A 15650-nucleotide genomic window follows, 5' to 3' on the forward strand; every position below is an offset into this window, starting at 1 on the left:
GTAAAGTGCGGTCAAACCTCGGTTAAGTTAGGTAAAATCCAGTGCCTGGGGCGGTGTCGTCGTATATTCGTTCCTTGCACATGAGGAGGCGCTGAACATGGAAAAGGTCCTTCTGGTCGACGACGACACGGAACTCACGACGCTTCTGAAGGAGTACCTGGAGGAGGAAGGGTTTTCCGTCGTCACCACCGAGGACGGCCGCATGGCAATCGGGCTGACTGCGTCGAATGCGGTCGATATCGTCGTGCTTGATATCATGATGCCGAAGATGAACGGGATCGAGCTTCTTCAGCGTATTCGTCGCACCAGCGCCGTGCCAATCCTGATGTTGACGGCCAAGGGCGACGATGCCGACCGGATTGCCGGTTTGAACCTTGGCGCTGACGACTATGTGCCGAAACCCTGTTCGCCTGGTGAACTGGCGGCGCGGCTGCGCGCTATTCTGCGCCGCGCAGGCCGCTCGGCACCCGTGTCGGAGGTCTTACGGGCCGGCGACCTCGTCCTCCACCCGGCAAGCCGGACTGCGGAATGGCGCGGGAAACCGCTCGAACTGACCGGTACCGAATTCAGCCTGCTCGAGGTGTTGGCCCGCAGTGTCGGCCAGCTCGTACCCAAACAGGAGATTTCCAAGCGGGCTTTCGGCCGGGCGCTGACCCCGTTCGACCGACGGATCGACGTCCACATCAGCAGTGTCCGCCAGAAGCTTGGCGCGCGCGAGGACGGCCAATCGTGGATCCAGTCGGTCCGAGGCCAGGGCTACCAACTCGTGCAGGACCGCTGATGCGTCGGCTGTTCTGGAAGTTCTTTGCGGTCATCTGGCTGACGCTGACCGGTTCGATTGCCGTATTGATCACCGTGCTCGCCTTCCTTCAGGTCGTGCCGTTCTCGCGTGAAGTGGAACAGGGGCAACAGGCTCTTACACTCGACGTTGCGGCGCGGCTTCTTGAAAAACAGGGGCTCGGCGCGGCCGAAGCCTTCATATCCGAAGCGGCGAGAGCCTCGACGCCGGTCCTGCTCGCGGTTTCGTCGGTGTCGAGCTCCGGCGAGTGTGCGCAGGCGCCGGCCGAAGGCACGCGGATCGTCAGGAACGGCGACATCTGTTACCGCGTTGCCCTCAGGGAGCGTGGGGACGGACCCTTTTCGCGAATCTTGCCCCGGTTCGTGCCGTGGCTCTCGGCGTTTCTCGCCGCCGCGATCGCCGCCTATCTGCTGGCGCGCTATCTCCTCGGCCCGGTGGAGTACTTACGCAACGGGCTGAGCGCGCTTGCCGCCGGCCGTTTCGATGTGCGTATCGGCGATAGGATGGGCGGACGCAGGGATGAAGTCGCTGCCCTCGCGCATGACTTCGATGTGAGTGCTGCGCGGCTCGAGGAAATGCAGAAGGTGCAGCAGCGGCTTTTTCACGACGTGTCCCATGAATTGCGTTCGCCCCTTTCGCGCCTGCGCGCCGCCATCGGTGTGCTGGAACAGAACCCCGCGAAGCTTGAGACGGTAATGGGGCGAATGGTCCGGGAGATCGAGCGCATCGACGGCCTCGTCGGCGAGATCCTCACGCTCGCACGCCTTACGGACCAATCAAAGGATGCGCTCGAGGTGCAGACGCTCGATGTCATCGACATTCTCGACGACATTGTCGCCGATGCGGCGTTCGAGGCGCAAAGTCGCGATATCCGGGTCAATCATGATCGGGCGGGAGCCTTTGTCGCCGACGTTAATGGCGAGTTGATCTATCGGGCCATCGAGAATGTCGTGCGCAATGCCGTCAAGTATACTGCCGACCACACGCAGGTTTCTGTCGTCTCGAGGATCGAGAACGACCGATTGCGCATCACGATCTCGGACCAAGGACAGGGCGTGGCCGCAGCCGAGCTCGGCCGGATCTTCCACCCATTCTCCCGCGGAGAGGCCGCCAGCACGACCGGCGGCTATGGGCTTGGCCTTGCCATTACCAAACAGGCCATCGAGTGGCACGGCGGAGCCGTTGAAGCCTCGATCGCAGAAGTGGGGGGGCTGACGATTGTGCTGGAGCTCCCAAGGGCTCGGCAGAATGGTGCATCGGTCTAGGCTTCAGGGTTATCCGCCGGCAGCAGGGCGAGGCACACCGTCCAAACGTGCCTGGAACTTTGAAGCTACGCAATTCCTGACGGAACCGCATCACACTTTTCCTGGAATTGCCGTTGAGAAGGGCACCCGCATGTCGAGTCTCTATGCCCAGTCGGCCGTATCCACGCGTCTTCAGACCCGACCGGTGCTTTGCGGGGGCGGACACGCTCTTGCGCGTTGTGGCCGGTGCGCAGGATCTGCTTGAGACAAGTGCGTTGCCACGGTGGGCAAATGAAAGTCTCGTTTGTTCAACTCAGGCCACTGCCGACAGAGAATCTCGGAAGCCAGCCATTCGCTGGCTGTCACGCCGATAGCTGATTTTCCGAGCGAGCCAGCAACCGATCGTGAGACCGGAAATGCTACCGGTGGAACTGCGTTCTACCTGAACGGTCCAATCTCCAGGGGGAGCCGCGTCCATCGAGCGCCTTGTCGTGATGATCCAGATGTCCTCGGCCAGAGCGTACATGCGTTCCATCGGGCCTGTGCCGAGCATTCCATGGAACATGGCGTAAACGGCACCGTCGCGGGCCTCGATTTCAAGATGCGCTTCGAGCTCGTCCGACCAATAGCAGCCGGCGATTTCGGCGCCATCGGCCCATTCTATGGCCGCCAATGGGCGGGCGATCACCTCGAGGTTCTCGCTTTCACGCTGCATGACGAGGCTATCGCCATCTTTTTTTACCGTAAGTGCGTGGCCACGGGCGATGCCGTCGGCAGACACGGTGAGGCGCGCCGCGGAGGGAGCGTAGTGAAGCTTGATGCCGGAGACGTCCTGAACGGTTCTAACGACAAGGCCCTGCTCCTCGTCGAGCCAGAGGCCGTCCCAGTTCTCGGGGCGAGCAGCGTCAACTTCGGAAACACGGCCAAGGGCGGCATCCAGGAGGGCGACTGCCCCTCCAAACGTGCTGGTGTCGTGATTGAACATCACGACGACCGACAGTCGCTCCTTTGCGGCGTGAAGTCGAAACGAGCTGAAACCCCGCAGGCCGCCACCATGGCCGGTGATCTTCACGCCGTCGAGATTGTCACGGCGCAGCCCGAAGCCGTAGCTGGCGGGAGATCCGTCGCGATAGGTCACCGGCGCCGATATGCGGTTGTACAGGCCGTTCGGGTCATCGCGCGTTGCGTCGATATGAATTTCCCAGGCGAGCATGTCGTCAAGGGATGCCGCGATCCCGGCATCTCCGAACCAGTAGACGCCATTTTGCGCCGGGAGAAACCCGACATCGTCGTTGCCCTCGTAGCCGATCACATCGTCGAGCGGGAACCGCGTGTCCGGGCAGAGCGTGGCGGTCTTCATCCCGGCAGGCGCAAAAATCCGTTCCTTCAGCAGATCGCTGAGAGCACGTCCGGTTTCGCGTTCGATTATTTCTGCCAGAATGCGGTAGTTGGCGTTGTTATAGGAGTAGATCGCACCAGCGGGGAATTGGCCGGTCTTCGAACGAGCAATGAAGGGCAATGCGCGTTCCCGAGCAAATTCTGCTTCGGGTTGTGCACCCTGCAGCACGGTCATCGCCCAATAGTCGCGCAGGCCCGATTGATTGTGGCAAAGTTGCTCCACGGTTGGCAAGAGATCCCGATAGAGGGGTAGAAAATCCCCGACCCGTGCATCGAGCGACGAAGGATCATCGAACTGATCCAGGAGAAGCGCGCAGGTGAATTGCTTGGAGATCGAGCAGATTGGCAGACGGGTCTCGGCTGTCATGGGCAGCCTGCGATACATGTCTGCAAATCCCCAGGCACGGCGGGCGATGACTTGCCCGTCCTTCACGACACCGGCAACCCCGCCGGGCCCCTTATAACGAAGCGGCAGAAGGTTTAGCATCCGCTCCAACGCGGCTTCGTCAATGGTTGTCATGGCACCGCTCTGGGGAAATGCGTAGAACTAAAGGAATTGGATCCGCGCGGCGCCGAGACCGTAGAACGACTGATCGTCGCGACCCGACGTTGTGCTGCCATCAACGCGCCACGCCGGACCTTCTTCAATCGGCTTCGGAAAAAGACAGATGCGTGGAGGGCTCGGCGAGCGTCAGGAAAGTGAGCAGGTCTTCGCGCCGAAGGGCCGCGCATCCTGCCGTCGGCGCGTAGTCGGGCCGCGCAATATGCAGGAAGATGGCGCTTCCCGCGCCGGCGACCGGCGGCTCGTCATTGTGCCCGAGGACGACGATGACATCGTAGATGTCGTCGTCCATCCACAGCTCCTCATGGCTCGCAGCAAAGGGTAGCTTGACTTGGCGATTATAGTCCGGATGCGAAGGGTCGTCGCACCAGCCGTCTAACCGATCGATAGCGCGGCAGGGAAATGGCGATGGCGGCTTCTCCATCCGATCAGCGCGATAGAAAACCTGTCGGATCGGCCAGCGCCCGATGGGGCTTGCGCCGTCGCCCTCAACCTTCTCCCTCGCTGCGCGCAATCCGCCTCGGCCTATAGCGCAACGCCAGTGCCTGTCGCCATACACGGCCTGCCAGCCACCTTCGGTTCGCGATACGATCAAATCCACGTACGGTCCTTTCTGAAAATTCCGGATCACTGGTCCAGGGGAAAATGACATGCGACCGCCCGGCCGTCGCGAGCCGAGAGCGCCGGCTCTTCGGACCGACAGATTGCCTGCGCAAAGGGGCAGCGCGTCTGGAACCGACAGCCGGACGGCAGGTTCATGGGACTTGGAATATCACCGACCAGCATCGGCCGCTCGCGATTGCGTTGATGCGGATCGGCGCGCGGAACAGCGGAAATCAGGAACATCGTGTAGGGGTGACGCGGACTGGAGAAAATCTCCTCCGTTGTCCCAACCTCAACCATGCGCCCGAGGAACATCACACCCACCCTGTCTGCGAACTGGCGGACCACGCTCAGATCGTGCGTGATAAAGAGGTAGGTGAGCTGCAGCCGTTCCTGGAGATCGCGTAGCAGGTTGAGCACCTGCGCCTGGATCGACACATCGAGCGCAGAGACGGCCTCATCGCAGACGACGAACTCGGGGTTGTTGGCCAGTGCGCGCGCGATGCCGATACGCTGCCGCTGCCCGCCACTGAACTGATGTGGATAGCGATTGAGCAGATGCCGGCGCAGCCCAACCATGTCGAGCAGCTCGCCGCAGCGCGCTTCGATCTCGGCCGCGGTGCCGAAACCGTGCGAACGCAGCGGTTCGGCCAGAATGTCCTTGACCCGCATTCTGGGATTAAGCGAGGCGAACGGATCCTGGAAGACGATCTGCAGCTTCTTGCGCATCGCCCGCATCGCGGATTCGTCGAGCGCGTGAAGATCCTGGCCGCGATACCGCACGGTGCCGTCGGTCCGCTCGATAAGGCGCAGCATCACGCGGCCGAGCGTTGTCTTGCCACAGCCTGATTCCCCGACCAGCGCGAAGGTCTCCCTCTCGCGGATTTCGAGGTCGATCCCGTCGACTGCGCGAACCACCCGACGTTGCGATCGGAAGACGCCCGAGCCGATAGAATAGTGCTTGCTCAGTGCCTCGGTGGAAATCAGGACGTCGCTCACGCTTTCCCTTCCTTTCTGTCATGCATCCAACAGCGGACCTTGTGCCCGTTGCCGAGCTCGGTGAGCTCGGGCTGTTTCACCTGGCAAATCGGCATTGCGTCGGCGCATCGCGGATGGAAACGACAACCAACGGGGAGTTTTGCCAGATTGGGGACCACCCCTGGAATGCTGTTCAAACGCGCCGTGGTGCGTTTCTCCGTCGCTTTCGGGATCGATGCGAGGAGGCCTCTCGTATAAGGATGCGACGGCCGATCGAAGAGGTCGAAGACATTGGCTTGTTCGACAATCTGGCCGGCGTACATCACGTTCACCTCGTCGCACATCTCGGCGATGATCCCGAGGTCGTGCGTGATCATGACAATTGCGGTTCCGACCCTGTCGCGCAGCGCCATCATCAGGCGCAGGATCTGCGCCTGGATCGTCACGTCGAGCGCCGTCGTGGGCTCATCTGCGATTAGAAGCTTTGGCTCGCAAATCAGTCCCATGGCGATCATTGCCCGCTGCCTCAGGCCGCCCGACAACTGATGAGGGTAAACATCGAGGCGCGCCGCTGGCTCCGGGATCCCGACGGTCTCAAACATGTGGAGGACTTTTTCGCGAATAGCGCGTTTGGTCAGGTTGGTGTGGATGGCGAGCGGCTCGCCAACCTGCTGAACCATGGTCTTGACCGGGTTCAGCGACGTCATGGGCTCCTGGAAAACCATCGCGACTTCGCGTCCGCGCCAGCGCCGCAACTCGTCGCTGCTCAGTCGCGCCAGATCGGTCCCGTTGAGCATGATGCTGTCGGCGTTCACCGTTCCCGGCGGCGACGGCACGAGCCCCATCAGCGACAGCGCCGTCATGCTTTTACCCGAGCCGGACTCGCCGACCAGGCCGACAATTCGCCCTCGGCCGACGTCGAACGAGACACCGTCGACGACCTGGACAGGTCCCTTCTGTGACTTGAATTCGGTGCGAAGGTTACGCACGCTGAGCAGGGGAGTTTGATCTGTCATCGCCGCGCCCTCAGTCTTTCATGTAAGGGTCGAGCGCGTCGCGCAACCCGTCGCCGACAAAATTGAATGCCAGCACCGTTATCAGGATCGCCACGCCGGGCATGATGGCAACCAGTGGAGCGGAGAAGATGTATTCCTTGCCCTTCGCCACCAACAGGCCCCAACTCGCCTCCGGCGGCTGGACGCCCACCCCGAGGAAGCTGAGGCTTGATTCCCACATGATTGCCTCAGGAATGCTGAGCGAGAACAGGACGATCAGGGTCGGGACGACATTTGGGAAGATGTGGCGGATCATGATCGTGGCCTTCTTCGTGCCATTCGCTCGGGCGGCCTCGATGAACTCCTTCTCCTTGACCGCAAGTGTCTGGGCCCGCACCACGCGCGCGATACCGGCCCAACCGACAAGGCTCAATGCGATGAAGATGTTGAAGAGGTTCGCACCAAGCGTATACATCACCACCATCGCCAGGAGCAGCGACGGGAAAGCGATCATCATGTCGGCGAGCCGCATGATCGTGAAATCGACCCGCCCCCCGAAATATCCGCTGACAACGCCAAGGACAGCGCCGATCACCAGGGAGATGAACGTTGGCACGATGCCAACGATCAGCGAGATTCGTGCGCCGTAGAGGATACGGGTCAGGAGGTCCCGGCCGAAATTGTCCGTGCCCAGCCAATAGGTGGCGGACGGTGCCAGGAATTGCTCGTCGAGCGCGACCCGATAGGGGTCATGCGGGCTGATGAGGGGAACGAAAAGCGCCACGAACACAAGAAGCCCGACCAGGATCAATCCAGCCATCGCCATGCGATTTCTTGCAAAAATCCTGATGCCGTCACGCAGGAAGCTGTCGTTGCCGGCTTCGTCGATGAAATCCTCTGTGGTTTCGGCCAAGTGCGTCATTTCGAACCTCCCTTCATTTCATTGCGAATGCGGGGGTCGAGTATCGAATAGAGAACATCGGCGACGAGATTGCCAAGAATGACGAGCACGGTGGCAAAGAGAACCGAGCCCTGCAGAAGAGGCATGTCGCGCGCCTGAATGGCGTTGACCGAAATGCGGCCCACTCCGGGGATGCCGAAGATGGCCTCGGTGATGACTGCACCCGAAAGAAGACCCGCGACCTGGATCGCCATGATCGTAACAACAGGTATGAGGGCGTTCTTCAGCGCGTGCCGTCGGATCACAAGGAGTTCGCGAAGCCCCTTGGCGCGCGCGGTGCGGATATAGTCATGGCGCATCACTTCGAGAAGACTGGAGCGCGTGAGACGGGCGATGACGCCGGCCGAACTCCAGCCGAGGACGATGGCTGGCATGATGACGTACTGGTAGCCGTAGAAGCCCGATACGGGCAGCCATTTCAGCTTCAGGGCAAAGACGTATTGCATCAGCAGGGCCGACCAGAAGATCGGCATCGACACGCCCACGAGCGAGAAACCCATGAAGAGATGATCGAGCAGTGAGTCACGGCGCACGGCCGACAACACGCCAACCGGGATACCGATGATCCAGGAAACAAGGGCAGCGCAAATCGTAAGGATGAGAGTATTCGGGAAGGCGTTGAGAATGAGCGTCGTCACATCGCGGTTGAGTTTGATCGACACACCGAGATCACCCTGGACGGCAGCGAAGAGGAACCTGAAGTATCGTGTCAGGAGCGGATCATCGAGATGCATCTGGGCACGCACGCGTTCGATGACGTCGGCGCTCGCATGCTCCTTCATCAGCAGTGCGATCGGGTCGCCGGGGATCACGTTGAGCATGATGAAGAGCAGCGCCGTGATGCCGATCAGAACAGGGATCGAGATCGCGATGCGCTTTATCACGAAGGTCAGCATCGAAAGAGTTCTTTCATTGTGCATTGCGGCAATGGAAGGCGTGGGGAGGTTGGTCCTACGAGGGAAGGGACGAGTGGGCGGGCGTTGAAGACAACGCCCGCCCACCGAAAACGTCTTATTCGACTTCCATCTTGTAGTAGCTCATATCGCTCCAGCCGTTCCACGGCACCACGAAGTTCTTGACCCGCGGCTGGACCACATAGGCGTGATCGAGACTGAACAGCGGCACCCACGCTGCATCTTCCTGGACGATCCGGTCAGTCATCTTCTGATAGAGCGCACAGCGCTCCTCGGCGTTGGTCATCGAGCGGGCCTTGTCGAGTGCCGCGAAGACCTCTTCGTCGTTGTTGTTGTAGCCCCGGACGGCCGTCCCGCTCTTGCTGAAGAAGGTGTAGAAGAAGTTGTCGGGATCGTTGAAGTCCGCAGACCAGTTCTGCGTGTAGTTGTCGACCGTGCCGGCCTTGCGGCTGGCAAAGTAGGCCGATTCATCCATCGTCTTGATCTGGGCGTTGAAGCCGGCTTCCTTGATCTGGGCCTGGATGATCTGGTTCATGTCGGACCATTTCGACGACCAGCTGCTGACCTGTGTGAGGTTGATGTCTACGCCATTGGGATAGCCCGCCTCGGCCAGAAGCTGCTTCGCCTTTGCAGGGTTGTATTCGATGGGCGTGGCAGCCGTGTAACAGCTGATGCCGCGCGGGATAACCCCGTTTTCGATCGCACCTTTGCCATAGAAATTCTTCTGGAGAATTTCGTCGCGGTTGATGGCCATCTGGAAGGCCTTGCGGACGCGAACGTCGTCGAAAGGCTTCAGCGCCTGATTGATGTGGTAGTAGTACATGCCGACGCGGGGGCCGGAACGAACCTGGTCTTTCCACTGGTCGCTGCTGGCGAAGTAGGGCAGTTGCGTAGGTGCGTAGTCGATGTCGAAAACATCCAGCTCGCCCGATTCGAAGAGGAGCCGCAGTGTTTCGGAGTCGGCGACGACGCGGATGATGATTTGGTCGAGCTTCGGACGGCCCTTGAAGTACTTTTCGTTGGCTTCGAGGATCTGATTGTCGTTGAGGTTGTATTCCTTCAACACGAAGGGGCCGGTGCCATTGGTCGTCTCGGGCGTCAGACCGTACTGGTCGCCGAGCGGTTCGGTGAATTTCTTGTTGTAGATCGAGGCGCCAGGGCTGGCGAGAAGTGCGATGAAGGCCGCGTAGGGCTCTTTCAGGACAATCTTGACGGTGTATTTGTCGACCACCTGCAAGCCGGGAACCGAAGTGGCCGTTCCTTCCAGACGCTCGGTTGCCCCGTCAACGAAGTTGAGAATATCGGTGCTCAGTGCCTTGGTCTTGGGGTTGAGCATGCGATCGAACGTGTAGACCACGTCGTCTGCCGTCAGCTCCTCACCGTTGTGGAAGAGCACGCCTTGGCGCAGATGGAACGTGTAGGTCTTTGCGTCGTCGGAGACTTCCCATCGCTCGGCAAGGCCCGGCACCAGCTGCGTCTGCCCGGGACCGCTTGTCTCCGCTTCTACGAGGCGGTCGTAGACGTTGAGAGGCAGGGTATAGAAGTCCTGCGTCATCTGGACGTCGATCGTCTTCGGATCCTCCTGGTAGGCGATCCGCAGGACGTGATCGGCCGCAAGGCTGTTGGACGCCAGAGCGAGCGTCACAAGCCCCGTTGCCATCAGGAATTTGACCTTATTGAGCATTTCCATTCCCTTCTTTTCTTAGTTCCCCATCCGGAAAACGGGTCGAGTAGCCCGCTGCCCGGCTGTCTTGATGCCGGACGAATGTCCGGCCAAGTTCAGCTTGCTACCATCCGCGTCCAAGCGCCTTCGCTGGTACGGTTTCGGCTGCTTCCTTCCCCGTCGGGCTCGAAAGCTGCCATTCGCCCGCTTTCTCGAGCTTCAGCATCTCGGCTATTCCTTGCCGATGGCGGATCGTCCTGAAGCGGTTCCCATCGACAAGGACCTCCGCCACGAGATCGCGGGAGTTGTACGTTGACGCCATCGACGCGCCATAGGCTCCGGCACAGTCAAGGGCGAGCACGTCGCCCGCGCCTAAGCGGCCAAGTCCTTCGTAGGATCCGAATTTGTCGGAACTCTCGCAGATTGGTCCGACGAGGCTGTAGGTGTGCGTCTGCTCGCCAGCGCGCGGCTCGCGAAGGGGCAGGACGGGATGGAGCGCGTCGTAGAGCGCCGGACGCATCAGGTCGTTCATTCCCGCATCGAGAATTCCCATGATGCTGTTTGGCATGTCTTTCATGTAAAGGAGTTCGGTCACAAGCAGACCTGCCCGGCCGACCAGCCATCGCCCCGGTTCCACGGTCACTTCGCAGCCAAGTTGGCCAACCGTCTCGGCGATGATCCCCGCATACTCCTCGATGTCAGGACCGGCACCGCTGCCGACGGCGATACCGATGCCGCCTCCGAGATCGAGACGAGGGACGACGAGGCCCCGCTTCCGCATCGACGCTACCAACTCGGCCATCGCGGTGAAGGCGCGTCGGAACGGTGCCATATCCTGGATCTGCGATCCGATGTGGACGGCGACGCCGAGCGCCTCCAGTTCCGGCATCGCTGCCGCCTCTGCGTAGATGTCGGCCACATCGCCGATCGCGATCCCGAACTTGCTTTCCTTCGTTGCCGTGGTGATCTTCGCGTGGGTCTTCGCATCGACGTCGGGATTGACGCGAATTGCGATGGGCGCACGCTTGCCCAGCCCGCGGGCAACCTCGGCTATGGCCGCAATTTCCGCAGGCGACTCGACGTTGAGCTGGTGGATGCCGACCTCAAGGGCACGAGCGATTTCGTCGCGGGTCTTGCCGACGCCCGAGAAGATGATTCTCGACGCTGGTACGCCGGCAGCGAGCGCGCGCTCCAGTTCGCCGCCGGAGACGATGTCCATGCCGCAGCCCAATTCGCCAAGCAGGCGCAGCACAGAGATGTTGCTGTTGGCCTTGACCGCGAAACAGATGGACACTCCGATTGGATCGACGGCGGCGGCGAGGCGCCCGTAGGCGGAGCGGATGGCATCTGCGGAATAGCAATAGAAAGGTGTCGGCACTGCATGCGCGACTGCGCTCAAACAGACATCCTCGATATATAGCTCGCGATTGCGATAAGAGAGCCAATTTCGGTCGTTGTCGCGATCATTTTTCATCGGTTCCGCGCGATTTGTCATCTGCCCATCACAATTATTGGTCCCACCCGTGCATTGGGGGGATGATTCCAGAGCTTGTTGCGGGAGGGAAATAATTGCTACGGCGTTCTTATTCGGATTTGATATAATAGTCAGATGCCATTTACAGCCGCTTTCACGGCTCTTTCGTTCAACTAGAAATATGTGCGAGGCATGGGCCATGCGGCTCAATCAACGGCAACTTGAGATTTTCAACGCCATCATGATCAACAAGACCATGACGGCAGCGGCTGCGTCGCTGGGGACGTCGCAGCCGACGATCAGCCGCGAACTGCGTGACATGGAGCAGCGGATCGGCTTCGAGCTCTTCATTCGTTTCGGCAAGCGGCTGACGCCAACCAACCAGGCGCTTCTGCTGCACGAGGTCGTGCGTCGCGCCTTTGTCGGCATGGAGGAAATCAGCCGCGCCGCTTCGGCGATACGGACCCACAATGCGGCGAACTGTCGGGTTGCCACTATCCCGGCCTATGCCGAGGCCATCATTCCCCGAGTAGCACAACGGTTGCTGAAACAGCGTCCAGCCATTCATCTTTCGCTGCATTCTTTAGAGGAACTGTCATTGCAGCACGAAATGGCGACAACCGTATTCGATCTCGGAGTTACCGAAGGACGGTTCGAGTATCAGGGGGTCATCTCGCAGCAGATTGACGTTGGCGAGCTCGTCTGCGTAATACCGGTTGGCCATTCACTCTCGGCAAAGAGGCTTCTCGCGCCGGATGATTTTAATGATGTGCCCTTTGTCTACTTCTCGCAGGACGATCCGTATCGGCGAAAGCTGGATGATGTCTTCTTCGCGGCGGGCGTGTCGCGCAGCTATGCCGTCGAAACGACGACGGCTGCAAGTGTATGTTCGATGGTCTCGGCTGGGGTAGGCGTGTCGATCATCAACCCGTTGACTGCCGCGAACTATCTGGGAAAGGGCGTGGTTTTCAGACGATTTAGCGTTAGCGTGCCCTATGCGCTTGCCGTTTGGCGCCCGGCCCGCAAGTCGGGTTCAATGGTTGCCGGGAAATTTACGTCCGTGCTGAAAGAAGTCGCTCAGGAGATGCGCGCCACTCTGCTGTCTGCGATGGATAAAATCTAGGTTCAGATGAAAAAAGGCTTGAACCCTCAATGACCGGTCGCACAGCCGCTGGCCTATGTCTTGATGGCGGGTAGTTAAACCGCTGTTTTTTTGGCAGGCCAGCCCTTACCAAGTCTGCCATCTGCTGATCGATCACCACAGGATCGACCGCAGCCGCTGTCCAACGAGGCTCACCTTGGCTTTCTCATAGCCGATGAGAGGCGCCAGGGCTGTCGGAGGGCGGTGCCCGATTGGGGATGCTCCCGGCGGCGCGCCTCGCTGGCCGCAATGCCGACCGCGCATTTGAAAGTGAGGGTCCGGACCTGTTGACTGCCTTCGCCTCGTCGCTTCCGGCGCTGGTGCCCCAGCTGAGCAGAGCACGTGCGCCGATGAGAGGCGTCTTCCCCGCAAGCGGTGATGTGCGTATATTAGCGCTGCAAAATCTATCGGGACAGTAGGGGTGTTCGCCATGACATTTGGTCAGAGCATGCTTGCGGGCGCGGCATTTTTCGCGCTGGGTTGCACTTCCGTGTGGGCGCAGCAGGTATCGGGTACGCTTGGCGCTCCTGGAGCGACGACGACGATCACCGGAGAACAACTCCCGCCGCCACCGTCTGCGTTTGGCGGCGTGATCAAGGAGAAAGCCTCAGACTCGAAGCCCTGGTGGGCGCCGCGGATCGTGCCGCCAAAGGGGGCGCCCAATGTACTGCTCATCATGACTGACGATCAGGGATTTGGCGCGCCGAGCACCTTTGGTGGCGTCATTCCCACGCCCGCGATGGACCGTATCGCCAAGGAGGGGCTTCGCTTTACGAACTTCCACTCGACATCGTTGTGTTCGCCCTCTCGTGCGGCGCTGATTACCGGACGCAACCACCATTCGGTTGGCTACGGCGTCGTCGGGGAGATTGCGACCGGATACCCGGGCTACGATTCGATCATTCCTATAGAGAAGGGCACGATTGCGACGATCCTTCGGTCGCATGGCTATGCCACGTCGTGGTTCGGCAAGAACCACAACACGCCGTCCTATCAGTCTAGTCAGGCCGGACCGTTCAACCAGTGGCCGACCGGCATGGGGTTTGACTATTTCTACGGTTTCGTGGGCGGTGATGCGAGCCAGTGGCAACCAAACCTCTTCCGCAACACGACTGCGATCTATCCGTTCGAGGGCAAGCCGGACTGGAACCTCGAAACGGCCATGGCCGACGAGGCCATTCAGTATGTCAGACAGCTTGAAGAGATCGCGCCGGAGAAACCCTGGTTCGTCTACTACGTGCCCGGTGCCACGCACGCTCCGCATCACCCGACGCCCGAATGGATCAAGAAGATCAGCGACCTGCACCTTTTCGACGAAGGCTGGAACAAGGTCCGCGAGACGATTTTCGCCAATCAGAAGCGGCTCGGCATCATGCCCGAGAATGCGAAGCTGACCCCCTGGCCGGAAGGGTTGCCGCAATGGGACACGCTCGGCCTTGAGGAAAAGAAACTGTTCATCAGGCAGGCCGATGTCTACGCCGCCTATCTTGCCTATGCCGACAACGAAATCGGGCGGATCCTCCAGGCGGTGGAGGATCTCGGAGAACTCGACAATACCCTGATCATCTACATTGGCGGCGACAACGGCGCGAGTGCCGAGGGCATGCTCAATGGGACTCCGAATGAGTTCACTACATTCAACGGTGTCGAGGTCCCGGTGAAGGATCAGTTTCTCTGGTATCCGTTCTGGGGATCGGATCGGACATTTCCGCATTTCGCGGCCGGTTGGGCCTGGGCGATGGATACCCCCTTCAAGTGGGTCAAGCAGGTACCGTCGCATTTCGGCGGCACGGCACAGGGTATGGTCATGTCCTGGCCAGGCCACATCAATGATGCCGGCAGCATCCGCCGACAGTTCCACCACTTTATCGATATCGTTCCGACGATCCTCGAGGCGGCTGGCATTTCGCAACCGCAGACGATCAACGGAATCACGCAGGAGCCGATCGAAGGCGTCAGCATGGCCTACACCTGGGATAAGGCGAATGCCGAAGCGCCGACGACGCACACAACGCAGTACTTTGAAATGCTCGGAAACCGAGCGATCTATCACGACGGATGGGTCGCCGCGACAACACCCGCGACGCTGCCGTGGGAACTCAGCACGAAAACGCCTCCCGACGTGATTACAGGCTACAACTGGGAGCTCTACAACGTCGACGAAGATCCGACGCAGTTCACCGATCTCGCCGCCAGCATGCCCGACAAGCTCAAGGAACTGCAGGGCCTGTTCTATTCGGAGGCGAAGAAGTACAACGTGCTGCCGCTCGACAACTCGACGCTTGCCCGCTGGAACAGCCCCCGCCCAAACCTCACCGCTGGACGAACGAAGTTCACCTACTCCGGTGAGTTGAGCGGTGTGCCCGCCAGTGCGGCACCCAGCACCTTGAACAAGTCCTACACGATCACGGCTGAGGTCGACATACCCGAGGACGGCGCGGAAGGCATGATCGTCACGGAAGGCGGGCGCTTTGGCGGCTATGGACTCTTCCTCAGCAAGGGAGAGCTGGGTATCGGCCGAGGCAAGGTCGTGTTCCTCTACAATCTTCTCGACCTCAAACGCACCATGTGGGAGGGGCCGGAACTCGCACCCGGCAAGCATACGATCGTCTTCGACTTCAAGTCGGATGGAAAGGGACTTGGAGCGGGCGGCTCAGGCGTTCTGTCGGTGGACGGGAAGGAAGTCGTCAAGAACAGCATCGATCATGGCATCCCCGTCACGTTCCCGGAGGATGAGACCTTCGACGTCGGTGTAGACACCCGCACGGGAGTGGCACTGCTGAAGTACCGCTATGACGCGCCGTTCCGTTTCACAGGAAAGATTGACCTACTGACTTTTGAATTGAAGCCGTAGAGGCTCAGCCGAATAGCGAGAGCGTTTGAGACCAACTGGAAGGGACGCCAAAGGGGGGGTTCGT

At 60.2% G+C, this 15650-nt stretch carries 12 protein-coding genes; 4 read left to right on the forward strand and 8 right to left on the reverse strand.

All coding sequences use genetic code 11. The features are described from left to right. Positions 1 to 97 precede the first annotated feature (97 nt). A complete protein-coding gene (locus PWG15_RS21975; protein WP_275026107.1) occupies positions 98 to 781 on the forward strand; it encodes a response regulator transcription factor in 684 nt (227 codons plus the stop codon). Then, positions 781 to 2064, forward strand: a complete 1284-nt coding sequence (locus PWG15_RS21980; protein ID WP_275026108.1) for a HAMP domain-containing sensor histidine kinase — start codon at positions 781 to 783, stop codon at positions 2062 to 2064. Before PWG15_RS21975 ends, PWG15_RS21980 begins: the two co-directional genes overlap by 1 nt. Before the next feature lie 292 nt (positions 2065 to 2356). On the opposite strand, the gene PWG15_RS21985 is transcribed toward PWG15_RS21980, so the two are convergent. From PWG15_RS21985 to lysA, 8 genes are all read right to left on the reverse strand, one after another. Then, entirely contained in the window at positions 2357 to 3961 is a 1605-nt protein-coding gene (locus PWG15_RS21985) for a D-aminopeptidase (protein WP_275026109.1), read from the reverse strand. A gap of 124 nt (positions 3962 to 4085) precedes the next feature. Then, positions 4086 to 4655: a L,D-transpeptidase family protein gene (locus tag PWG15_RS21990; protein WP_342457063.1), complete on the reverse strand. Its 570-nt coding sequence runs from the start codon at positions 4653 to 4655 to the stop codon at positions 4086 to 4088. Next, positions 4631 to 5605, reverse strand: coding sequence for an ABC transporter ATP-binding protein (locus PWG15_RS21995; RefSeq protein ID WP_275026110.1), 975 nt, complete (start codon positions 5603 to 5605; stop codon positions 4631 to 4633). The genes PWG15_RS21990 and PWG15_RS21995 overlap by 25 nt, the downstream gene beginning before the upstream one ends. Further along, positions 5602 to 6600, reverse strand: a complete 999-nt coding sequence (locus PWG15_RS22000) for an ABC transporter ATP-binding protein (protein ID WP_275026112.1) — start codon at positions 6598 to 6600, stop codon at positions 5602 to 5604. Before PWG15_RS22000 ends, PWG15_RS21995 begins: the two co-directional genes overlap by 4 nt. 10 nt (positions 6601 to 6610) lie before the next feature. Then, the gene (locus PWG15_RS22005) at positions 6611 to 7501 is read right to left on the reverse strand and encodes an ABC transporter permease (protein WP_275026113.1); all 891 of its coding nucleotides are present in this window, start codon (positions 7499 to 7501) and stop codon (positions 6611 to 6613) included. Continuing rightward, entirely contained in the window at positions 7498 to 8436 is a 939-nt protein-coding gene (locus PWG15_RS22010; protein ID WP_275026114.1) for an ABC transporter permease, read from the reverse strand. The genes PWG15_RS22005 and PWG15_RS22010 overlap by 4 nt, the downstream gene beginning before the upstream one ends. Positions 8437 to 8551: 115 nt before the next feature. Further along, the gene (locus PWG15_RS22015) at positions 8552 to 10144 is read right to left on the reverse strand and encodes an ABC transporter substrate-binding protein (RefSeq protein WP_275026115.1); all 1593 of its coding nucleotides are present in this window, start codon (positions 10142 to 10144) and stop codon (positions 8552 to 8554) included. Between the two features lie 97 nt (positions 10145 to 10241). Further along, positions 10242 to 11591, reverse strand: a complete 1350-nt coding sequence (gene lysA, locus PWG15_RS22020; protein ID WP_275027152.1) for a diaminopimelate decarboxylase — start codon at positions 11589 to 11591, stop codon at positions 10242 to 10244. A 199-nt stretch (positions 11592 to 11790) separates the two neighbouring features. Between lysA and PWG15_RS22025 the strand changes: the two genes are divergently transcribed. Further along, on the forward strand, positions 11791 to 12714 hold the full coding sequence (locus tag PWG15_RS22025) for a LysR family transcriptional regulator (RefSeq protein WP_275026116.1): 924 nt from the start codon (positions 11791 to 11793) through the stop codon (positions 12712 to 12714). Between the two features lie 448 nt (positions 12715 to 13162). Next, positions 13163 to 15586 (forward strand): arylsulfatase, encoded by a 2424-nt coding sequence (locus tag PWG15_RS22030; RefSeq protein ID WP_275026117.1) that lies wholly within the window; start codon positions 13163 to 13165, stop codon positions 15584 to 15586. Positions 15587 to 15650 lie beyond the last annotated feature (64 nt).

The sequence above is a fragment of the Ensifer adhaerens genome, assembly GCF_028993555.1.
In the GTDB taxonomy this organism is placed as follows: Bacteria; Pseudomonadota; Alphaproteobacteria; order Rhizobiales; family Rhizobiaceae; genus Ensifer; species Ensifer adhaerens_I.